The organism is Salmonella sp. 741265050_HSA (assembly GCF_046569445.1).
GTDB classification, from domain to species: domain Bacteria; phylum Pseudomonadota; class Gammaproteobacteria; order Enterobacterales; family Enterobacteriaceae; genus Salmonella; species Salmonella enterica.
In genome coordinates, this window is record NZ_JBKFSV010000003.1 from 262,530 (window position 1) to 284,609 (window position 22,080).

Sequence of the window (22,080 nt, forward strand, 5' to 3'; positions counted from 1 at the left end):
ACGGTTTATCCCCGCTGGCGCGGGGAACACCCGGCAATGAGAAATAATCTGAGCGCGGGTAACGGTTTATCCCCGCTGGCGCGGGGAACACGCGCTTCCATCATGACGGCAACCCGGTTATGACGGTTTATCCCCGCTGGCGCGGGGAACACGCCCTCAGCAATAGCTATACGGTCATAACCTTCCGGTTTATCCCCGCTGGCGCGGGGAACACGGCGTGACAATGATCGCCTGGTGATTACTGGTCGGTTTATCCCCGCTGGCGCGGGGAACACTCCGTTCCCGGCGCGGAGATCGCTCCAAAAACCGGTTTATCCCCGCTGGCGCGGGGAACACTGGTAATTGTAGTGCATTAATTTCACCACATGCGGTTTATCCCCGCTGGCGCGGGGAACACTATATTGAGTTGACTTCTAAATGAGGGTATGGCGGTTTATCCCCGCTGGCGCGGGGAACACGGTTTCGACCGTTATCCGTGTTGGCACTCCGGCGGTTTATCCCCGCTGGCGCGGGGAACACTAAATCGGCGGCGTACTATCTCCGGCAACCGCCGGTTTATCCCCGCTGGCGCGGGGAACACTTCGGGTGGAATTTATGATCGGGCCTGCGCCACGGTTTATCCCCGCTGGCGCGGGGAACACTTTGATGTGTACTTTAAGCGAGCTATTAATGGCGGTTTATCCCCGCTGGCGCGGGGAACACTTAGAAAAGCATTTGAAGATTTATTTACCCGTCGGTTTATCCCCGCTGGCGCGGGGAACACGATACAAACAGAATTAATATATTAAATAATTGCGGTTTATCCCCGCTGGCGCGGGGAACACTTATAGAGATATTAGAACAAAAAATTTAATAACGGTTTATCCCCGCTGGCGCGGGGAACACTAATACACGAATAGATACAGCGGGAGCATTTACGGTTTATCCCCGCTGGCGCGGGGAACACTACAACTTCTGGCGATAGCGATTATAAAGAATCGGTTTATCCCCGCTGGCGCGGGGAACACGTACAGTATAGATGGATATGAGCTATTAATATCGGTTTATCCCCGCTGGCGCGGGGAACACATCTTCTGATAATTTATTTATTATCGATTCCGCGGTTTATCCCCGCTGGCGCGGGGAACACTCCAGCTACCCGTGTAAAGTATAAATTAAGTGCGGTTTATCCCCGCTGGCGCGGGGAACACATCAGCTTTACCAGTTTTTTTAAATTCAGCAACGGTTTATCCCCGCTGGCGCGGGGAACACTATAAATTAAAGAATTTAAAACTGTTAACTGACGGTTTATCCCCGCTGGCGCGGGGAACACTAATTTTTTCTTAACATTAGTTAGTTTAGGTGCGGTTTATCCCCGCTGGCGCGGGGAACACACTAAACGTATATCATTGTTTATAAACTACTTTTTATCAGTACCACATTCTACCAACATAATCGCAACAATTTAAATTATTAAAGAACAGCTAATTTGCTGATTTTGATGCAAAAAAGTTCATAGAATGATTTTTTCTTTAAATTTACCAAAATAGCGTGATCCGTGCATCGCTATGGAAAAATTTATCAGCGCTTTTATACACTCATCGAAATTCACATAGAGAAAATAAACAATGCAAGGTAATGGATGAGTCACAGACGGCATCGGCAGGCCGTCCGTAAAATTGATAGAGCATCAGGCGATATTTAAATATTTATGCGTTTGCATAGACAGCCGCCAGTTACGCGCAATACAAGTTTCAATACACAGACGCGTCGCGTCTTCTTTCTGGCTAATGGGCTGCAAAGCAATCACGCGCGGTTTATCATCGCTCAACGTGGCTAACAGTTCATCCAGCGCCTCAATATCACGAACTCGCCCAACGGGATGCTTGATTTCATTGGCGCGCTCCAGCGCCTGGGAAAGCACGTCATATCCTCCGCGCATATTCACTTTTGGTGAAACCGTGACCCAGGTGTTAGGCGTACAGCGCACTTCGTGCGTCCCGCTGGTTTCAATCTGACAACTAAAACCACTCTTTTCAAGCAGATCGGTGAGCGGCATGAGGTCGTGAATACAGGGTTCGCCACCGGTGATGACAACGTGACGCGCGGTATAGCCCTGACGATTAATCACCGCCAGCAGATCTTCACTGCTCGCAGCACCCCATTTGTCGCTCTCTTTGGTTTTTGCCAGAATGCTGAACAGAGACACTTCCCGATCGCTCAGTTTATCCCAGGTATGCTTAGTATCACACCAGGCACAGCCGACCGGACATCCCTGTAAACGAATAAAAATAGCGGGGACGCCGGTAAAATAACCCTCGCCTTGTAGGGTCTGGAACATCTCGTTAATCGGGTACTGCATAGCGTTCTCTGTTAAGGGGATAATCGTTAATTATTGCAGATTTCGTCTGCCCGGTCATGCACAGCGGCTGCGCTATTGAACCGATACAAAAAAACCCGCCGAAGCGGGTTTATACGTTAAGAGGTAAAAGCAGGATTACGCCTGGCCTTTGATCTCTTTACGACCGTTATACGGTGCTTTTTCGCCCAGAGCTTCTTCGATACGAATCAGCTGGTTGTATTTAGCAACGCGGTCAGAACGGCTCATAGAACCGGTTTTGATCTGGCCTGCAGCGGTACCAACAGCCAGGTCAGCGATGGTAGCGTCTTCAGTTTCACCAGAACGGTGAGAGATGACAGCAGTGTAGCCAGCGTCTTTCGCCATCTTGATTGCAGCCAGAGTTTCGGTCAGAGAACCGATCTGGTTGAATTTGATCAGGATGGAGTTAGCGATGCCTTTCTCGATGCCTTCTTTCAGGATTTTGGTGTTGGTTACGAACAGGTCGTCACCAACCAGCTGGATTTTGTCGCCCAGTACTTTGGTCTGGTATGCAAAACCGTCCCAGTCAGACTCGTCCAGACCATCTTCGATGGAAACGATCGGGTACTGTTTGGTCAGTTCTTCCAGGAAGTGGGTGAATTCTTCGGAGGTGAACGCTTTGTTGCCTTCGCCAGCCAGAACGTATTTACCGTCTTTGTAGAATTCAGATGCTGCGCAGTCCATCGCCAGGGTGATGTCTTTACCCAGCTCGTAACCAGCCGCTTTAACCGCTTCAGCGATAACAGCCAGCGCTTCTGCGTTGGAGCCCAGGTTCGGCGCATAGCCGCCTTCGTCACCCACAGCGGTGTTCATGCCTTTGCCTTTCAGCACTTTTGCCAGGTGATGGAAAACTTCAGAACCCATACGGATGGCTTCTTTAACCGTTTTCGCGCCAACCGGCTGGATCATGAATTCCTGGATGTCGACGTTGTTGTCAGCGTGCTCGCCGCCGTTGATGATGTTCATCATCGGAACCGGCATGGAGTATTTGCCCGGAGTGCCGTTCAGTTCAGCAATGTGCTCGTACAGCGGCATACCTTTAGCGGCAGCAGCAGCTTTGGCGTTAGCCAGAGAGACAGCCAGAATGGCGTTTGCACCGAAGTTAGATTTGTTTTCAGTACCGTCCAGGTCGATCATGATTTTGTCGATGCCAGCCTGGTCTTTAGCGTCTTTGCCAAGAATAGCCTGAGCGATCGGGCCGTTAACCGCGCCAACAGCTTTGGTTACGCCTTTACCCAGGAAACGGGATTTGTCGCCATCGCGCAGTTCCAGCGCTTCGCGGGAACCAGTAGAAGCACCTGACGGAGCCGCCGCCATACCTACGAAACCACCTTCCAGGTGTACTTCAGCTTCAACAGTCGGGTTACCACGGGAGTCGATGATTTCACGACCGATGACTTTAACGATTTTGGACATTAGGTTTTCCTCAAGTCACTAGTTAAACTAAAACTTCAGACAAACGGTGCACCGCTGAGGGTGCACCGCCGTTCTAACTTTTTTACTTCGCCTGACGTTTCTGATGCTCGTTGGCGGCTTTAACAAAGCCGGCGAACAACGGATGTCCATCACGCGGCGTGGAAGTAAATTCCGGATGGAACTGACAGGCCACGAACCACGGATGATTCGGTACCTCAATGATCTCGACTAACTGATCATCACCGGAACGGCCTGCGACACGCAGACCCGCTGCTTCAATTTGTTTCAACAACATATTGTTGACTTCGTAACGATGGCGATGACGTTCAACAATCGTCGACGCGCCGTACAACTGACGTACCAGACTGTCATCGCTAAGCTGGCACTGCTGCGCGCCCAGGCGCATGGTGCCACCCAGATCGCTTTTCTCGCTACGGACTTCAACGTTACCGTCTTCATCGCGCCACTCGGTAATTAACGCCACAACCGGGTACTTACAGTCTGGCACAAATTCCGTTGAGTTGGCGTTGTCCATGCCGGCCACGTTACGAGCGAACTCAATCAACGCAACCTGCATCCCCAGGCAAATGCCCAGATAAGGAATATTGTTTTCACGCGCATAGCGCGCAGTGGCGATTTTACCTTCAACGCCACGATAGCCGAAGCCGCCGGGGATCAGGATAGCGTCCAAATCTTTCAGAATTTCGACGCCGCGCGTTTCAACATCTTGCGAATCGATCAATTTGATGTTGACGGTAACGCGGTTTTTCAGACCACCGTGTTTCAGCGCTTCGATCACTGACTTATAGGCATCCGGCAGTTCAATATATTTGCCGACCATGCCGATAGTCACTTCGCCTGCCGGGTTCGCTTCTTCGTAAATGACCTGTTCCCATTCAGACAGGTTTGCTTCCGGACAGTTCAAGCTGAATCGTTTACAAATATAATCATCAAGCCCCTGAGATTTCAACAGGCCTGGAATTTTATAAATGGAATCGACATCTTTCATTGAAATAACGGCTTTTTCCGGCACATTACAGAACAATGCAATTTTTGCACGCTCGTTGGCAGGAACCGCGCGATCGGAACGACAAATCAGAATATCGGGCTGAATACCGATAGACAGCAGCTCTTTCACGGAGTGCTGAGTCGGTTTAGTTTTCACTTCGCCCGCAGCCGCCAGGTAAGGTACCAGCGTCAGGTGCATAAACAGCGCGTGTTCACGACCGATATCTACCGCCAATTGACGAATCGCCTCAAGAAACGGCAGCGATTCGATATCACCGACGGTACCGCCGATTTCCACCAGTACCACATCGTGGCCTTCGCCACCTTCCAGCACGCGCTCTTTAATCGCGTTAGTGATGTGAGGGATTACCTGTACGGTTGCGCCCAGATAGTCGCCACGGCGTTCTTTACGCAGAACGTCGGAGTAGATGCGGCCAGTCGTGAAGTTGTTGCGGCGAGACATCTTGGTGCGGATGAAACGCTCGTAGTGCCCCAGGTCCAGGTCGGTTTCAGCGCCGTCTTCAGTAACGAACACTTCCCCGTGTTGGATTGGGCTCATAGTACCCGGATCGACGTTGATGTACGGATCCAGTTTCATGATGGTCACGTTGAGACCACGGGCTTCCAGAATGGCTGCGAGGGAGGCTGCGGCAATGCCTTTACCCAGAGAGGATACGACCCCGCCGGTCACAAAAATATAGTTCGTTGTCATGCGGAACCTGAGAAGTTAGGTTTAAAAGACGATGGAATAACCAGGACGGGAAAGCAGTATACCCGAACATGACCTACGCCACAAACTTTCATTATTCCTCCTCTTCGTCAGGCTGACATTCACACAGGGAGGGAGAAAATAGCCCCTTTGAGGTAAATGTTTTTGACGTAAATCAAGCGCTTGTTATTTAAAAAATCACACAAATCGCTCTTGACCGCCTAAAACCTTTAGAGATCAATTTCCTGGCGTTTTACTTCCTGCCAAACTTCTTCCATTGTTTCCAGGTCCACCCCGGTCATTTCCAGGCCTCTGGCTGCGACAATACGTTCAACTTCGCGAAAACGACGTTCAAATTTATCGTTCGCTTTTTGCAAAGCGAGCTCCGCTTTCGTACCTAAATGACGCGCCATGTTGACCGTGGCAAAGAGCAAATCGCCCATTTCCTCTTCCAGTTTAGCCTGATCAACAACCGCCTGCCGCGCCTCGAACATCACCTCATCGATCTCTTCATAGACCTTATCGACGACCGGTCCCAGCGTCGTCCAGTCAAAGCCCACGTTTGAACACCGTTTCTGGATTTTTTGCGCGCGCATTAAGGCCGGTAAACTGCGCGGAATATCGTCCAGCGCGGAATGCTGCGCTTTTTGCGCGCGCTCTTCCGTTTTGATTTGCTCCCAGCGAGCTAAGACTTCTTCGCTATTATCCGCGGAAAGCTCGCCAAAAACATGCGGATGGCGGCGCTCCAGCTTGTCGCTGATGGCAGCGCAGATATCATTAAAATCGAAGCGGCCTTCTTCCTGCGCCATCTGCGCGTAAAACACCACCTGGAACAACAGGTCGCCCAGTTCGCCGCGCAAATCGTCAAAATCCTCACGCGCAATCGCATCCAGTACTTCATAGGTTTCTTCCAGCGTATAAGGCGCGATGCTGGCGAAGGTCTGCTCTTTATCCCACGGGCAGCCGTTTTCCGGGTCACGCAGGCGCTGCATGAGGGTGAGAAGACGGTCAATTTGATGGTTAGTTGTCATGGTTTTTAATCGGTTGTAAATACCAGCGACAATTGTAACGTATTATTCTTAACCATTCACGCACAGAGACACTACGACAACGCCTATATAATAAAATATATTGTTAACAGGTGTTGAATGCTACCTTCCCCGTATAACTTTAAAATTATTAATCGATACACAACAATATAATAATCATATAGCTAATTTATTAAAAAAACAGATATTTGCACCAGGCATTATAAATAACATCAATTAAGTAAAAAAAATTATGCAAACACTATAAGCACCCCACCCAAAGAGCCTTCCCTTTCAAAAAAAATAAATTATTTCACTTTTACGGAAAAACGAGTAGCATGCACGCCAGTTTAATATTCAAAAAAGACCGCTTTTTTTGTTTTTTCTGGAACATACATGAAATAAATATATTGAAAGTATTACATATAATATTCTATGAGCAGGTGCGATCATTCAGCTCATAAGAATATACTCATAAAAATGTAGAAATATAATATTTTTATTATGACCTATTTTTTACCCAAAGCCCGCAGCATGGCTCTATGCCGCATATCCCTTGGTATACGCGTACAAAATGTTGCCATAAAACACGTTAATTAAGGATAACACGATGAAGTCATCTCATTTTTGTAAACTGGCAGTAACTGCATCTTTAGTTATGGGAATTGTCTCCGGCGCTCAAGCCGCGGGTAGCAACACAGCGAAGGTCACTTTCCTTGGTAATATTGTTGATTCCCCCTGCTCTATCACACTTGTTTTTTAGATAAAAAGGCTATAACCAATTTACATGCTTACCAGCATCCTGATTCTGGCTCAGAATACGTATCACGATAACTTCCGTAACTGATTGTATAAAATAGATAATATGCCTTTCAAACGGTAAGGCATAAATGTATTCACCCAGTTCAGGTCGAGGCGTGCCAAATATTATTGGCACTCATAATGCTGAATATTTCTGATAGATGATTAATATATCGATCGGCCTGTATTTCGCCAAAATGCTGCCAGCCGTAATGCCAGATATTTTCCAGATCTTCACTGGCCTTTGGCGTTAATTTTACCGTTCTCATCGGGTTTGATCATCCCTGTTTTGACCTTCCGTAAAAAGGCATCCTTTTCCCAGGCCTGGGGCTCTCCGCTGTTCAGACCTTCAGCCAGAAGTTCACGTAACGCCAGGAGTCGTGACTCGGCCTGTTTTTCCCTCAGCAGACGAAGAGACTCTCTGATCACTTCACTTTGTGTTCTGTAATCACCTGATTCTATGAGCGATTCAACAAACTCGCGCAGTTCATCGCCAAGATCAACGGTCATTGTTCTGGCCATAACAGCCTCCACTGTAAGTATAAATCTTACATAAGAGTACACCGGAAATGAAATGTACGTCAAAAACATACCCCATGTCTCATGCTTATGGGGTTGGCTAATGCGGCTTTGCTGAACGAGTAGCAAAGCCGCTACATTATTACTGTCTGGGGTTTACCCCCCGTGCAAACGACGGGCATCAATCACATCCGGCACCTGGTTCAGCTTACCGAGCACCCGGCCCAGCACCTGCAGGTTGTAGATCTCGATGGTCATATCAATGGTGGCGATCTGCTGCTTAATGTCGCTGCGGCTGGCGACGCCCAGCACGTTGACTTTTTCGTTAGCCAGAATGGTGGTGATATCGCGTAGCAAGCCGCTGCGATCGTTGGCCTGGACGCGCACCACCAGCGAATATCCCGCCGAGTAGCTTTCGCCCCATACCGCCTCTACGATCCGCTCCGGCGCATGTGAGCGCAGCTCAGCCAACTGTTCACAATCGGCCCGGTGCACGGAAATCCCCCGCCCCTGAGTAATGAAGCCGACAATTTCATCCCCCGGAATCGGCTGGCAGCAGCGGGCAATGTGGTGCATCAAATTACCCACGCCTTCTACCACCACACGCCCGTCGTCTTTACGACGATTTTGCGGCGCGTATGTTTTTTGCTGAAGCTGTTTCAGCGCCGCTGCATCCTGCTCCTCTGCACTCGGCTTATTGAACTGCGATTGCAGGAAATTCACCATCTGATTAAGACGGATATCGCCGCCGCCTATCGCCGCCAGCAACTCTTCCAGCTCATTAAAGTTGTAGCGCGGCAGCAGATGTTTCTCGGCCTCTTTCAGGCTAATCCCCAAATGCGCCAGCTCATCGTCGAGGATCTGCCGTCCAGCCAGGATATTTTTGTCACGGTCCTGTTTACGGAACCAGGCATGAATTTTTGAGCGTCCGCGGCTGGTCGTCACATAGCCCAGGTTTGGATTCAGCCAGTCGCGGCTGGGATTCGGCTGCTTCTGAGTGATAATTTCAACCTGATCGCCCATCTGCAACTGATAGGTGAATGGCACAATACGCCCACCAATTTTCGCGCCGATGCAGCGGTGCCCGACATCGCTGTGGATGTGGTAAGCAAAATCAAGCGGCGTAGATCCGGCAGGCAAGTCAACCACGTCGCCTTTTGGCGTAAAAACGTAGACCCGATCGTCAAACACCTGGCTGCGCACTTCATCCAGCATTTCGCCGGAATCCGCCATCTCTTCCTGCCAGGCGATCAGCTTACGCAGCCACGCAATTCTGTCTTCATGGCCGGAACGCACGCCGCCGGACGCGGCGCCTTCTTTATACTTCCAGTGCGCCGCCACGCCCAGTTCGGCGTCTTCATGCATCTGTTTGGTACGGATCTGGATCTCAACGGTTTTACCGCCCGGCCCCAGGACCACGGTGTGGATAGACTGGTAACCGTTCGGTTTCGGGTTAGCGACATAATCATCGAATTCATCCGGCAGGTGGCGATAGTGCGTATGCACTATCCCCAACGCGGCGTAGCAGTCCTGCAGACGTTCAGCGACGATACGCACGGCGCGCACGTCAAAGAGTTCATCAAACGCCAGATGCTTTTTCTGCATTTTGCGCCAGATGCTATAAATATGTTTTGGTCGTCCGTAGACTTCCGCCTGCACGCCTTCGTTTTTCATTTCGGCGCGCAGATGTCCAACAAACTCTTCGATGTAATGTTCGCGATCGAGACGGCGCTCATGCAGCAGTTTGGCGATGCGTTTGTATTCCGCCGGATGCAGGTAGCGGAAACAGTAGTCTTCCAGTTCCCACTTCAGTTGCCCGATGCCCAGACGATTAGCGAGCGGCGCATAGATGTTGGTACATTCTTTCGCCGCCAGCACGCGCTCATCTTCCGGCGCCTCTTTCACTTCGCGCAAATGAGCGATTCGCTCGGCCAGTTTGATGACCACGCAGCGGAAATCATCCACCATCGCCAATAACATTCGACGAACGTTATCAACCTGCTCCGAAGAAACAGAGTCGTTATGAGTGGCGTTTAGCTGACGGATCGCCGCCATATCGCGCACGCCATGAATCAGGGTCACGATAGATTTGCCGACGCTTTCGCGCAGTACATCTTCGCTGACTACGTTGGCGTCGGCCAGAGGGAACAGTAGCGCCGCCCGCAGCGTGTCGATATCCATACTCAGCGTGGAAAGAATTTCTACCATCTCCACGCCACGCCACAGCAACAGATCCGCATCCGGATGTCCTTGTGTCTGTTGCAGGCAATACGCCCAGGTTTCGGCTAAGCGCTCACACGACTGCTGGCTGGAAATTCCCAGGCTTGCGATCCACTTCTTCGGATCAAATTCACCAGCTTTATTAATATGTGCACTTCTTACCGCGACCATCGTCCTCTCCTTAAGGGACCAGGCCTACCGAAGTCGGTAAGCCGGTAATCATTACATGCGCTCGAACAGAACCATTGATTCCAGATGTCCTGTGTGCGGGAACATGTCGAGCATCGCTAAACGCGTAACCTCATATCCCGCATTGACTAGCGCTTCACTATCGCGCGCCAGCGTCGCCGGGTTACAGGATACATAAACAATGCGAATAGGTTTTAATTTTATAATATGTCGCATCACTCCTGTAGCCCCCGCACGCGCAGGATCGAGTAAGACTTTGTCAAAGCCGTTTTTCGCCCACGGCTGCTTCGTGACATCTTCCTCCAGGTTCTCATGGAAGAATGTCACATTATGTAAACCATTGCGGATGGCGTTTTCACGGCCTTTTTCTACCAGCGCTGGAACGCCCTCAACCCCTACCACGCTTGCCGCGCGCGTTGCCAGCGGCAGCGTAAAATTCCCCATTCCGCAGAACAGATCCAGGACACGATCCTCGGCGCGCACATCAAGCCACTCCAGCGCGCGGGCGACCATTTGCTGGTTTACCGCCTCATTAACCTGAATAAAGTCTCGCGGACTGAAGGCTAAACGTAAGCCGTGCGAATCATACCAGGGCGCCTCGCCAGATACCGTTTCCAGTATCTCGCTAAACGGCGCCAGAAACAGAGACAATCCCTCAGAATGCGAAAAGCGTTCCAGTTTTTCTTTATCCGCCGCACTTAATGGCGCGGTATGGCGCAGAATCATCAGCGTACCGCTTCCCGCCTGTACCAGCTCAACATGCCCAAGATGTCGGGTGCCGTGTAAACTCGCCAGACACGCCCTGATTCGGGGCAGCAATGCTTCAAGCTGGGGCGCCAAAACGGGGCACTGTTCGACATTGACGATATTGCTGGAACCCGCTTTGCGAAATCCCATTTGCAGCGGTTTATCCGGCGGGCAATTCAGACTTAACCGCGCACGACGCCGATAACCCCAGGGCGCGCCGGCGATGATGTCATTCACCTCGTGTTTCATCAAACGCGCCAGCGCCGCGCTTTTGCTGCGTTGTTGCAGGGCGATGCTGACATGCTGTTGCTGACAACCGCCGCAGACGCCAAAATGCGGGCAGCGCGGCGTTTCTCGTTCCGGGCTATCATTCAAACGGCGCGAAACGCGTGCGCGGGCAAATTGCTTTTTATCTTCTGTAATAATGACTTCTGCGCTTTCCTCAGGCAATAAACCGGGGATAAACAGCGCCTTTCCGTTATGACGGGCTACGCCCTGACCAAATGAATCGAGGTCATTGACTTTAACGGTTATGATCTGACGCGTCGTCACGCGCCGTTTTGCAGAGTAGAATTGCGCCATCGACCAGCTTTTTCTCAATTTAACAGTGTGACCCTAATTGTCCCATAACGGAACTCCATGACCAACTACAGCCTGCGCGCACGCATGATGATTCTGATCCTGGCCCCGACCGTCCTGATAGGTTTGCTGCTCAGTATCTTTTTTGTAGTGCACCGCTATAACGACCTGCAGCGTCAACTGGAAGATGCCGGCGCCAGTATTATTGAACCGCTCGCCGTCTCCAGCGAATATGGTATGAACTTACAAAACCGGGAGTCTATCGGCCAACTTATCAGCGTCCTGCACCGCAGACACTCTGATATTGTGCGGGCGATTTCCGTTTATGACGATCATAACCGCCTGTTTGTAACGTCTAATTTCCATCTGGACCCCTCACAGATGCAGCTTCCCGCCGGAGCGCCGTTTCCACGTCGTCTGAGCGTCGATCGCCACGGCGATATTATGATTCTGCGCACCCCGATTATCTCGGAGAGCTATTCGCCGGACGAGTCAGCGATTGCCGACGCGAAAAATACCAAAAATATGCTGGGGTATGTGGCGCTTGAACTGGATCTCAAGTCGGTCAGGCTACAGCAATACAAAGAGATTTTTATCTCCAGCGTGATGATGCTTTTTTGTATAGGCATTGCGCTGATCTTTGGCTGGCGGCTTATGCGCGATGTCACCGGGCCTATCCGTAATATGGTGAATACCGTTGACCGCATTCGCCGCGGACAACTGGATAGCCGGGTGGAAGGATTTATGCTGGGCGAGCTGGACATGCTGAAAAACGGCATTAATTCCATGGCGATGTCGCTTGCCGCCTATCACGAAGAGATGCAGCATAATATCGATCAGGCCACTTCAGACCTGCGTGAAACCCTTGAGCAGATGGAAATCCAAAACGTTGAGCTGGATCTGGCGAAAAAGCGCGCCCAGGAAGCGGCGCGTATTAAGTCGGAGTTCCTGGCGAACATGTCGCACGAACTGCGAACGCCGCTGAACGGCGTCATTGGCTTTACCCGCCTGACATTAAAAACGGAGCTGAATCCCACCCAGCGCGACCATCTGAACACCATTGAGCGTTCCGCGAATAATCTGCTGGCAATCATTAATGACGTGCTCGACTTCTCCAAGCTGGAAGCCGGTAAGCTCATTCTGGAAAGTATCCCTTTTCCACTGCGCAACACGCTGGATGAAGTGGTTACGCTGCTGGCCCACTCGTCGCATGATAAAGGGCTGGAGTTGACGTTAAATATTAAAAACGACGTCCCGGATAATGTGATTGGCGACCCGCTGCGCCTGCAACAGGTCATTACTAATCTGGTGGGTAATGCCATTAAGTTCACCGAGAGTGGCAATATCGATATTCTGGTAGAAAAGCGGGCGCTCAGTAACACCAAAGTACAGATTGAAGTGCAGATCCGCGATACGGGGATCGGCATTCCGGAACGCGACCAGTCGCGACTGTTTCAGGCGTTTCGCCAGGCCGATGCCAGTATTTCTCGCCGTCACGGCGGCACCGGGCTTGGGCTGGTGATTACGCAAAAGCTGGTCAACGAAATGGGCGGGGACATCTCTTTCCACAGCCAGCCTAATCGCGGCTCGACCTTCTGGTTTCATATTAATCTTGATCTTAACCCAAATGTCATTATTGACGGGCCGTCAACCGCGTGTCTGGCCGGGAAACGGCTGGCTTATGTCGAACCGAATGCTACCGCCGCGCAATGTACCCTGGATCTACTGAGCGACACGCCGGTGGAAGTGGTTTACAGCCCGACCTTCTCCGCGCTGCCGTTAGCACACTACGATATTATGATTTTGAGCGTTCCGGTGACCTTCCGCGAGCCGCTCACCATGCAGCATGAACGTCTGGCGAAAGCGGCGTCAATGACGGACTTTCTACTGCTGGCGCTACCTTGCCATGCGCAAATTAACGCCGAAAAGCTGAAACAAGGAGGCGCGGCGGCCTGTCTGTTAAAACCATTGACGTCAACGCGCCTGTTGCCAGCGCTGACGGAATATTGCCAGTTGAATCACCATCCTGAACCGCTGCTAATGGATACCAGTAAAATCACCATGACGGTTATGGCGGTTGATGATAATCCCGCTAATCTGAAGCTTATCGGCGCGTTACTGGAAGATAAAGTCCAGCACGTAGAACTTTGTGATAGCGGACATCAGGCGGTGGATCGGGCGAAACAAATGCAGTTTGATCTGATTTTGATGGATATTCAGATGCCGGATATGGACGGCATACGCGCCTGCGAATTGATTCACCAGCTTCCTCATCAGCAGCAAACACCGGTTATTGCCGTTACGGCACATGCGATGGCCGGGCAAAAAGAGAAGTTGCTCAGCGCGGGCATGAACGACTATCTGGCTAAACCGATAGAAGAAGAGAAGTTGCATAATCTGTTGCTGCGCTATAAACCTGGCGCCAACGTAGCAGCGCGCCTGATGGCGCCGGAACCGGCTGAGTTTATCTTCAATCCGAATGCAACGCTCGACTGGCAGCTTGCGCTCCGCCAGGCTGCCGGTAAGCCCGATCTGGCGCGGGATATGCTGCAAATGCTGATTGATTTTCTGCCGGAAGTGCGCAACAAAATTGAAGAACAACTGGTGGGAGAAAATCCCAACGGTCTGGTCGATCTGGTCCATAAGCTACACGGGAGCTGCGGCTATAGCGGCGTACCGCGGATGAAGAACCTTTGCCAGCTTATTGAGCAGCAGCTTCGCAGCGGCGTCCACGAAGAGGAGCTGGAGCCTGAGTTTCTGGAGCTGCTGGATGAGATGGATAATGTCGCGCGTGAAGCGAAGAAGATATTGGGCTGATATTCGCCGGATGGCGGCATGACCGCCTTATCCGGCCTACAACTCAGCGTAACTGTTGCCCCGCTTTCAGCGTTGCAGCCACGTTGCGCGCGGTCATTCGTACGTTTTCACTCGCATTCTTCAGAGCGTCCTCCAGCGTGCAGATGGTATAAATCACGCTGAAAACGGCATCAAGCCCATGTTCATGAACCACGCCAACGTCTGCCGTCAGGCTACCCGCAATACCAATTACCGGCTTGTTATACCGTTTGGCGATGTTTGCCACGCCAATAGGGACTTTACCGTGAATGGTCTGGCTGTCGATGCGTCCCTCGCCAGTGATGACTAAATCAGCATCCGCAAGACACGCTTCCAGATGAAGCGCATCGGTGACAATCTCAATGCCACGCCGTAGCTGCGCGCCGCAAAACGCGTATAACGCCGCCCCCATGCCGCCTGCCGCGCCGCCGCCTGCCAGATCCAACACATCGACATGCAGATCGCGAGCAATCAAATGCGCATAGCGAGTCAATGCCGTCTCCAGGCGTTCAATCATTTCCGGCGTCGCCCCTTTTTGCGGACCAAAAACCGCAGACGCGCCCTCTTTGCCGGTAAGGGGATTCGTGACATCGCAGGCGACCTCTATATGGCACGCCGACAAACGCTTATCCAGGCCGCTGATATCAATGCTGGCGAGTGTTTCCAGCCCAATGCCGCCTTGCGCAATATCATTGCCCTGCGCATCCCGTAGCCTGGCCCCCAGCGCCTGTACCATCCCCGCGCCGCCATCGTTGGTGGCGCTACCGCCGATACCAATAATGATATGCTCAACGCCCGCATCCAGCGCATGACGGATCAGCTCGCCGGTTCCCCATGACGTGGTCTTCAACGGATCGCGTTGCGCGGGCGGCACCTGCTCCAGCCCGCTGGCGGCCGCCATTTCAATGAACGCGGAACGCGCATCGCCGGAAAGCCCATAAAACGCATTGACGCGATGCCCCAACGGCCCGGTGACCTCAACATGCACGATTCGACCCGCCGTCGCTTCAACCATCGCTTCGACAGTACCTTCTCCGCCATCAGCCAGCGGCAATTTCAGGTAATCGGCGTCAGGCCAGATCTCGCGAAATCCTTGTTCAATGGCGGTCGCTACCTCAAGAGCACTCAAACTTTCCTTATACGAGTCTGGTGCGATCACTATTTTCATAAGTCGTCCTTACGCATGTTGATCCTGTTAAGCATACACCCAGAGAAGGACCGGTTCCTTACGGAACCGGCTCTGACTTAACGCACCATGCAAGGACGCTTATTATCAAACGTCCAGCCAGGAATTAAGTACTGCATTCCCATCGCGTCGTCACGCGCGCCTAAGCCATGTTTTTGATAGAGCTCATGCGCTTTCATCACCTGATCCATATCGAGCTCAACGCCCAGACCCGGTTTGGTCGGCACTTGCACCATGCCGCCTTTAATTTCAAACGGTTCTTTAGTCAGACGTTGGTTGCCTTCCTGCCAGATCCAGTGGGTATCGATCGCGGTGATCTTGCCCGGCGCCGCCGCGGCAACATGGGTAAACATCGCCAACGAAATATCAAAGTGGTTGTTAGAGTGCGATCCCCAGGTCAGACCGAACTCATGACACATTTGCGCCACGCGTACAGAGCCTTGCATAGTCCAGAAGTGCGGGTCCGCCAGCGGGATATCGACGGATTGCAGCGACAGCGTATGCCCCATTTGACGCCAGTCGGTCGCTATCATATTGGTGGCCGTCGGTAATCCGGTCGCGCGACGGAATTCCGCCATCACTTCACGTCCGGAAAAACCCTGTTCCGCGCCGCACGGATCTTCTGCATAGGCCAGAGAACCTTTCAGGTATTTACCAATGCTGATCGCTTCGTTCAGCGACCAGGCACCGTTTGGATCGAGCGTGACGCGCGCTTGTGGGAAACGTTTCGCCAGCGCCACGATTGACTCGGCCTCTTCTTCGCCCGCCAACACGCCGCCTTTCAGTTTGAAGTCGTTGAAGCCGTATTTTTCATAGGCGGCTTCCGCCAGACGCACTACCGTTTCCGGCGTCATCGCCTCTTCATGGCGCAGACGATACCAGTCGCATTGCTCATCCGGCTGGCTCTGATACGGCAGCGGCGTAGCCTTGCGATTACCGACAAAGAACAGATAACCCAGCATTTCGACTTCGCTGCGCTGCTGACCGTCGCCTAACAGCGAAGCGACGTTGACGCCCAGGTGTTGGCCCAAAAGGTCAAGCATTGCCGCTTCAATACCAGTCACCACATGGATAGTGGTACGGAGATCGAATGTTTGTAAACCGCGTCCGCCCGCATCGCGATCGGCAAACTGGTTGCGAACGGCAGTCAGGACATTTTTATATTCACCCAGCGTTTTTCCCACCACCAGTGGGATCGCATCTTCCAGCGTTTTGCGAATTTTTTCGCCGCCCGGAATCTCGCCAACCCCGGTATGGCCGGAGTTATCTTTAATAATGACGATGTTGCGCGTGAAGAACGGGGCGTGCGCGCCGCTCAGGTTCATCAGCATACTGTCATGACCCGCAACCGGGATAACCTGCATTTCAGTCACTACAGGCGTCGTAAATTGAGTACTCATAACTGTGTCCTTATTCAGAATTAGTGACGACCAAAAACAGGGCGTTTGCGGTCAAAAGTCCAGCCGGGGATCAGGTATTGCATCGGGCCTGCATCATTACGCGCGCCGCCTGGCAGCTTTTTATACGCGTCATGCGCTTTTCGCACCTGTTCCCAGTCAAGCTCCACGCCCAGTCCTGGCGCATCCGGAACGGCAATTTTGCCGTTTTTAATTTCCAGCGGATTTTTAGTCAGGCGGCAATCGCCCTCCTGCCAGATCCAGTGCGTATCAATAGCGGTGGGTTTGCCTGGCGCCGCCGCGCCGACATGGGTAAACATCGCCAGTGAAATATCAAAATGGTTATTCGAATGGCAGCCCCAGGTTAGCCCCCAGTCATCGCACAGTTGCGCCACGCGAACGGCGCCGGTGAGAGTCCAGAAATGCGGGTCGGCAAGAGGAATGTCTACCGCGTTGAGCATCACCGCATGCCCCATTTCGCGCCAGTTGGTGGCGATCATATTGGTCGCCACCGGCAGACCGGTCGCGCGGCGGAACTCCGCCATGACTTCACGACCAGAGAATCCTTGCTCCGCGCCGCACGGATCTTCCGCGTAGGTCAGTACATCTTTCAGCCCTTTGCACAACGCAATGGCTTCATCCAGTAGCCAGGCACCGTTCGGATCCACGGTAATACGCGCGTCCGGGAAGCGCTTTTTTAGCGCGCGAACGGTATCAATCTCTTGTTCGCCCGGCAGCACGCCGCCCTTGAGTTTAAAATCTTTAAAGCCGTAGCGATCCTGAGACGCTTCCGCCAGCCGCACGACCGCGTCGCTGTTCAGCGCTTCCTGATGACGCAGGCGATACCATTCGTGACTGCCCGGCGTGCTTTCCAGATACGGCAGATCGGTTTTAGTACGATCGCCAATATAGAAGAGATAGCCTAACACGGTGACGGCATCGCGCTGTTTACCGGGTCCTAATAGTTCACAGACCGGCACATTAAGCGCCTGCCCCAGTAGATCAAGCAGCGCCGCTTCCAAAGCCGCCACCGCATTAACCCGCAGTTCAAACGTCCATGCGCCTTTACCAAAGGTGTCAAAATCAGCGGCCTGGTTGCCTTTATGCACCTGCTGCACCACTTTGTTCAGGCGGGCGACTTCCTGGCCTAATACCATCGGAATAGCATCGACCAGCGTCTGATAAATCACTTCTCCGCCCGGCGCCTCGCCGACGCCAGTATGCCCGGCGTTATCGGTGAGGACGACGATGTTACGGGTGAAGTACGCGTTATGCGCGCCGCCGATGTTGAGTAGCATACTGTCATGTCCGGCAACCGGAATGACCTTCATGTCCGTAATAACGGGACTGGATTGCGTTGTCATGATAATTGTCCTGCGACAGGTTTCAGTTCAATACGCTTAATATCACCTACCAGCACCAGATAGCTGATGATGGCCACCAGGGCATGTACGCCGACATAGATCAACGCGCCGTTGAAGGAGCCGGTGGTGCCAACGATGTAACCAATCGCGATTGGCGTCACAATACCGGAGATATTGCCGAACATATTAAACAAGCCGCCGGAAAGACCGCTGATCTCTTTCGGCGCGGTATCCGCCATTACTGCCCAGCCCAACGCGCCGATACCTTTACCGAAGAAGGCCAACGCCATAAAGCCGATGATCATCCATTCCACGTTCACATAGTTACAGAACACCATAACCATTGACAGCAACATCCCCAGCACAATCGGCGTCTTGCGCGCGATATTCAGGGAGCCAGTACGACGCATCAGCCAGTCGGAAATGATGCCGCCCAACACGCCGCCGATAAAGCCGCAGACCGCAGGAACCGAGGCGACAAAGCCCGCTTTGAGAATCGACATGCCGCGCGCCTGGACCAAATAGACCGGGAACCAGGTAATAAAGAAATAGGTCAATGCGTTAATACAGTACTGACCGATGTAAACGCCAATCATCATACGAGAGCCCAGCAGCTGTTTGATCTGTCCCCATTTGACGCTAAACGGTACTTTCGCTTTGGTGTCTTTCTGATCCATATTGATCAGCGCGCCGCCTTCTGCGATGTACTCCAACTCTTTCTTATTTACGCCCGGATGGTTATTTGGTTCATGGATAACTTTCAACCAGATAAAGCTGATGATGATCCCTAACCCGCCCATAAAGAAGAAGACATGCGACCAGCCCACTTCGTGCGTCAGCCAGCCCATAATTGGCGCGAAAATAACCGTGGCAAAGTATTGCGCGGAGTTAAAGATGGCCACCGCCGTTCCCCTCTCCTGCGCCGGGAACCAGGCTGCAACAATGCGACTGTTGCCCGGGAAAGAAGGCGATTCCGCCAGACCAACCAGGAAACGAAGCGTAAAGAGGGCGACAATAATGCCGAAACCACTAAAGATATCGACAAAACCCTGCAACAGGGTGAAGACTGACCAAATGAAAATAGACCAGAAATAGACGCGTTTGGAACCAAAGCGGTCCAGCAGCCAGCCGCCCGGGATCTGTCCGATAACATAGGCCCATGAAAAAGCAGAAAAAACATAGCCCATACCTACCGGATCAAGGCCGATATCTTTGGCCATTTCTGAGCCGGCAATGGACAATGTGGCGCGGTCGCCGTAGTTGAAGGATGTGACGATAAACAGCATCACCACTATCCAGTAGCGGGCGTTCGTGCGTTTCTCCGCACTGCTCGCCGCGTGACTTAATGAACTCATTGTTGCACTCCTGAAATTTCGCGTTAGCTACGCTCACTCTGAACTGCACAACCGGTAGGGAATCAGAGATAACGTTTCCTTGTTGCAGCTTTTATTAGGTCGTTTGCTTTGCACGCTGCATGCTTTTATTCACTGGCAGGAGAAGTATAAAAAGCGCGCCACACACACTCACCGTGCAACAACACAGTATTTTGGCGATGAATTACGCCTGTTTATGGCAAAAGCCCAGGACAGTGGAAGCCACTTCACGGAAATGAAATCAGAAGGCGTCAGGCGTCGACGCAGGAGGAGTAAAAAGAGAAGAATGTGAAACAGGTCGCTTGATTACATGAAAACGCCCGTAAAAAACTGCCGCTTTTGCGGGCATATGCCCAAAGCTAACACGATTCAGTTACTTTACACTGTATACAGGTCGTGATTTTGCTTACTGGCAACGCAAGCAAACGAAAAGGTACCCTCCCGTAGGGGGGAGGGATTTACCTCAGGAAAGTAAAGTTCCCCAGTTTTCAACCCAGGGATTGGATTGGCTCTCCGGCTCCGGATGTTCGCTGGCGTCAATGAATAATATCTCCCCCACCCGCTGCGCGCTTTGCTCTTGCAACAGGGCATCAAACTGTTTGCCGCCATTACAGAAATTGGGGTAGCTGCTATCACCTAGCGCAATCACCCCGTAACGCAGGTTTGGTTGAAAACCGACTGTATCTTTAATGCCGTGAAAGAGCGGCGCAATGCTATCCGGTAGATCGCCCTGCCCGGTTGTCGAGGTAACGACCAGCGCAACCTTATCCTGATATTGCTGCCAGTCGGACAGTTCAGGATCTTCAAACACGGTCGCGCTGTGGCCCTGTCTGGCGAGGATCGCTTCCGCTTCTTCCGCCACCAGCAGTGAGTTGCCATACATGGTCCCGACAAAAATACCAATTTCTGCCATTATGCGTATCTCCCTGAATTATGCCTGATGAGTCTCATCCTGCCGGGACGCCGCCGTAAACTCAACCCTTTCATTGTCAGGGAGAAGTCCACGCCAGCCAAACTGTGTCAGCGCCTGCATCCAGGTTTCATCCAACCCGGCCTGAATTATCAACGGCTGTCCGGTGAAGGGGTGCGTCAGTTCAAGCCGACTGGCATGAAGCATCAGGCGACGGCAGGCAAAATGCTCTGCGGCGCTGCGGTTTTGTCGCAAATCGCCATGCTTGCTGTCGCCGATGATAGGATGACGCAGATGCGCCAGATGACGACGAAGCTGGTGCTTGCGTCCCGTTTTTGGTTCCAGCTCAACCAGACCATAACGCGTGGTGGGATAACGTCCGGTCGGCACCGCCATTTCGACCGTCGCCAGTCCGCGATACTGCGTTACAGCCGGCTGGGGCGCTTTATCTTCGCGGGCGAATTTATCGGCAATTTTATCGCGCTCTTCCACCAGAGGATAATCCAGTACCGCGTCATCCATCAGCCAGCCGCGCACAATGGCATGGTAGCGTTTACGGATGTGGTGCTGCTCGAACTGCTGCGCCAGACGGCGTCCCGCTTCGCTGGACAGCCCCATTAACAGTACGCCCGACGTGGGTCTGTCGAGACGGTGGGCGGTAAAAACATGCTGGCCGATTTGGTCGCGCACCGTTTGCATGACCACGACTTTTTCGTCGCGATCCAGCCAGCTCCGGTGAACAAGCCAGCCTGCGGGTTTATTCACGGCAACCAGCCACGGGTCTTGATAGAGGATCTCCAGCATCAGGATTCATCGCGGGCGAATAGCGCATCCAGATCCTGCAAAACCGCCAGGATCGCCTCCCGCTGCGGATGATCCGCCGCCAGCGCCATTTCATAATAAGGGGCGACGGCAAACGCCTCGGGCAGCGGCTGCGCATTATCAAGTAGGGTATGCATACGTGGGATCAATACCCATTGCAGCCATTCCAGCGGTTCCATGGTATCCATAAAAAATGGTTGGGTGCTGGTAAACAGGTGCGCCTGCGGCGCATCCTGCCGCCAGTGGCGATGCTCGCGCAGCAGCGTTTCAAGCGCATGTAACTGCTGACGCACACGGTCATGAGTCGTCATGTTAAAAACCTCAATGATGAAAATCTGGCGCGAAGAATAACAAAAAAAAGGGAGCACTGTATAAACAGTGCTCCCGGTTCGTTTCGCAGCATTCCAGCTACTTTTCGTGCTCCCTGCTCATCCGTGACAACTTTTCCTGTGACCTTACGGCCTGTTCATCCTGAACGTTTGCATCCTGCGCACATCGCCCGATGTGATAGCTTCTTCCTGAAGCGTCCCTGGTCATCCAGACCCGCCGAACATCCTGATCGGCTCTCGTTCTCCGTCCTGGAGGTGTCCTTTAACGCATCCTGCGCTTTCCACTTTG

At 52.4% G+C, this 22,080-nt stretch carries 15 protein-coding genes, 2 pseudogenes and 1 CRISPR repeat array (1 of these 18 cut by a window edge); of the genes and pseudogenes, 2 read left to right on the forward strand and 15 right to left on the reverse strand.

All coding sequences use genetic code 11. The annotated features are described in order from the left end of the window. A CRISPR array of direct repeats spans positions 1-1,373; the repeat unit is 29 nt; unit sequence CGGTTTATCCCCGCTGGCGCGGGGAACAC; it begins 121 nt to the left of the window's first position. A gap of 296 nt (positions 1,374-1,669) precedes the next feature. From queE to mazG, 4 genes are all read right to left on the reverse strand, one after another. Further along, the gene (queE, locus tag ACLD4F_RS09600) at positions 1,670-2,341 is read right to left on the reverse strand and encodes a 7-carboxy-7-deazaguanine synthase QueE (RefSeq protein WP_001199961.1); all 672 of its coding nucleotides are present in this window, start codon (positions 2,339-2,341) and stop codon (positions 1,670-1,672) included. Between the two features lie 135 nt (positions 2,342-2,476). Beyond that, a complete protein-coding gene (gene eno, locus ACLD4F_RS09605; protein ID WP_000036734.1) occupies positions 2,477-3,775 on the reverse strand; it encodes a phosphopyruvate hydratase in 1,299 nt (432 codons plus the stop codon). A gap of 82 nt (positions 3,776-3,857) precedes the next feature. Next, positions 3,858-5,495 (reverse strand): glutamine hydrolyzing CTP synthase, encoded by a 1,638-nt coding sequence (gene pyrG / locus ACLD4F_RS09610; RefSeq protein ID WP_000210863.1) that lies wholly within the window; start codon positions 5,493-5,495, stop codon positions 3,858-3,860. 227 nt (positions 5,496-5,722) lie between these two features. After that, positions 5,723-6,523: a nucleoside triphosphate pyrophosphohydrolase gene (mazG, locus tag ACLD4F_RS09615; RefSeq protein WP_000210454.1), complete on the reverse strand. Its 801-nt coding sequence runs from the start codon at positions 6,521-6,523 to the stop codon at positions 5,723-5,725. Between the two features lie 607 nt (positions 6,524-7,130). On the opposite strand from mazG, the pseudogene ACLD4F_RS09620 reads away from it, so the two are divergent. Next, positions 7,131-7,274: pseudogene (locus ACLD4F_RS09620) on the forward strand (fimbrial protein SteA); the annotation flags it as partial. A gap of 18 nt (positions 7,275-7,292) precedes the next feature. Here the strand turns inward: ACLD4F_RS09620 and ACLD4F_RS09625 are convergent. The 4 genes and pseudogenes from ACLD4F_RS09625 to rlmD form a co-directional block, all read right to left on the reverse strand. After that, a pseudogene (locus ACLD4F_RS09625) lies at positions 7,293-7,590 on the reverse strand (type II toxin-antitoxin system RelE/ParE family toxin). Then, entirely contained in the window at positions 7,556-7,912 is a 357-nt protein-coding gene (locus ACLD4F_RS09630; protein WP_411010809.1) for a type II toxin-antitoxin system ParD family antitoxin, read from the reverse strand. The pseudogene ACLD4F_RS09625 and the gene ACLD4F_RS09630 overlap by 35 nt, the downstream one beginning before the upstream one ends. Before the next feature lie 84 nt (positions 7,913-7,996). Continuing rightward, positions 7,997-10,231, reverse strand: a complete 2,235-nt coding sequence (gene relA / locus ACLD4F_RS09635) for a GTP diphosphokinase (RefSeq protein WP_000226841.1) — start codon at positions 10,229-10,231, stop codon at positions 7,997-7,999. A 51-nt stretch (positions 10,232-10,282) separates the two neighbouring features. Then, complete coding sequence (gene rlmD, locus ACLD4F_RS09640; RefSeq protein WP_411010810.1) at positions 10,283-11,578, reverse strand: 23S rRNA (uracil(1939)-C(5))-methyltransferase RlmD; 1,296 nt, start codon at positions 11,576-11,578, stop codon at positions 10,283-10,285. A 57-nt stretch (positions 11,579-11,635) separates the two neighbouring features. On the opposite strand from rlmD, the gene barA reads away from it, so the two are divergent. Continuing rightward, the gene (gene barA, locus ACLD4F_RS09645; RefSeq protein WP_000186400.1) at positions 11,636-14,392 is read left to right on the forward strand and encodes a two-component sensor histidine kinase BarA; all 2,757 of its coding nucleotides are present in this window, start codon (positions 11,636-11,638) and stop codon (positions 14,390-14,392) included. 43 nt (positions 14,393-14,435) lie between these two features. Here barA and ACLD4F_RS09650 read toward each other — a convergent pair whose 3' ends face one another. The 7 genes from ACLD4F_RS09650 to ACLD4F_RS09680 all read right to left on the reverse strand — a co-directional run bounded on the left by ACLD4F_RS09650 (position 14,436) and on the right by ACLD4F_RS09680 (position 21,773). After that, on the reverse strand, positions 14,436-15,578 hold the full coding sequence (locus ACLD4F_RS09650) for a glycerate kinase (protein ID WP_000706484.1): 1,143 nt from the start codon (positions 15,576-15,578) through the stop codon (positions 14,436-14,438). A 77-nt stretch (positions 15,579-15,655) separates the two neighbouring features. Then, the gene (gene gudD, locus ACLD4F_RS09655; RefSeq protein WP_000107113.1) at positions 15,656-16,996 is read right to left on the reverse strand and encodes a glucarate dehydratase; all 1,341 of its coding nucleotides are present in this window, start codon (positions 16,994-16,996) and stop codon (positions 15,656-15,658) included. A 20-nt stretch (positions 16,997-17,016) separates the two neighbouring features. Continuing rightward, positions 17,017-18,357, reverse strand: a complete 1,341-nt coding sequence (locus ACLD4F_RS09660; RefSeq protein WP_000211801.1) for an enolase C-terminal domain-like protein — start codon at positions 18,355-18,357, stop codon at positions 17,017-17,019. After that, positions 18,354-19,712 (reverse strand): galactarate/glucarate/glycerate transporter GudP, encoded by a 1,359-nt coding sequence (gene gudP / locus ACLD4F_RS09665; RefSeq protein ID WP_000097015.1) that lies wholly within the window; start codon positions 19,710-19,712, stop codon positions 18,354-18,356. Before gudP ends, ACLD4F_RS09660 begins: the two co-directional genes overlap by 4 nt. A gap of 481 nt (positions 19,713-20,193) precedes the next feature. Then, positions 20,194-20,643 (reverse strand): flavodoxin, encoded by a 450-nt coding sequence (locus ACLD4F_RS09670; protein ID WP_000807738.1) that lies wholly within the window; start codon positions 20,641-20,643, stop codon positions 20,194-20,196. An 18-nt stretch (positions 20,644-20,661) separates the two neighbouring features. Further along, a complete protein-coding gene (gene truC / locus ACLD4F_RS09675; protein WP_000890028.1) occupies positions 20,662-21,444 on the reverse strand; it encodes a tRNA pseudouridine(65) synthase TruC in 783 nt (260 codons plus the stop codon). Next, entirely contained in the window at positions 21,444-21,773 is a 330-nt protein-coding gene (locus ACLD4F_RS09680) for a YqcC family protein (RefSeq protein WP_000207014.1), read from the reverse strand. The genes truC and ACLD4F_RS09680 overlap by 1 nt, the downstream gene beginning before the upstream one ends. Positions 21,774-22,080: the final 307 nt, after the last annotated feature.

Coding starts and splice junctions, on each gene's coding strand:
- queE (WP_001199961.1), bottom strand. CDS start 2,341: ATGCAGTACCCGATTAACGAGATGTTCCAGACCCTACAAGGCGAGGGT.
- eno (WP_000036734.1), bottom strand. CDS start 3,775: ATGTCCAAAATCGTTAAAGTCATCGGTCGTGAAATCATCGACTCCCGT.
- pyrG (WP_000210863.1), bottom strand. CDS start 5,495: ATGACAACGAACTATATTTTTGTGACCGGCGGGGTCGTATCCTCTCTG.
- mazG (WP_000210454.1), bottom strand. CDS start 6,523: ATGACAACTAACCATCAAATTGACCGTCTTCTCACCCTCATGCAGCGC.
- ACLD4F_RS09630 (WP_411010809.1), bottom strand. CDS start 7,912: ATGTTTTTGACGTACATTTCATTTCCGGTGTACTCTTATGTAAGATTT.
- relA (WP_000226841.1), bottom strand. CDS start 10,231: ATGGTCGCGGTAAGAAGTGCACATATTAATAAAGCTGGTGAATTTGAT.
- rlmD (WP_411010810.1), bottom strand. CDS start 11,578: ATGGCGCAATTCTACTCTGCAAAACGGCGCGTGACGACGCGTCAGATC.
- barA (WP_000186400.1), top strand. CDS start 11,636: ATGACCAACTACAGCCTGCGCGCACGCATGATGATTCTGATCCTGGCC.
- ACLD4F_RS09650 (WP_000706484.1), bottom strand. CDS start 15,578: ATGAAAATAGTGATCGCACCAGACTCGTATAAGGAAAGTTTGAGTGCT.
- gudD (WP_000107113.1), bottom strand. CDS start 16,996: ATGAGTACTCAATTTACGACGCCTGTAGTGACTGAAATGCAGGTTATC.
- ACLD4F_RS09660 (WP_000211801.1), bottom strand. CDS start 18,357: ATGACAACGCAATCCAGTCCCGTTATTACGGACATGAAGGTCATTCCG.
- gudP (WP_000097015.1), bottom strand. CDS start 19,712: ATGAGTTCATTAAGTCACGCGGCGAGCAGTGCGGAGAAACGCACGAAC.
- ACLD4F_RS09670 (WP_000807738.1), bottom strand. CDS start 20,643: ATGGCAGAAATTGGTATTTTTGTCGGGACCATGTATGGCAACTCACTG.
- truC (WP_000890028.1), bottom strand. CDS start 21,444: ATGCTGGAGATCCTCTATCAAGACCCGTGGCTGGTTGCCGTGAATAAA.
- ACLD4F_RS09680 (WP_000207014.1), bottom strand. CDS start 21,773: ATGACGACTCATGACCGTGTGCGTCAGCAGTTACATGCGCTTGAAACG.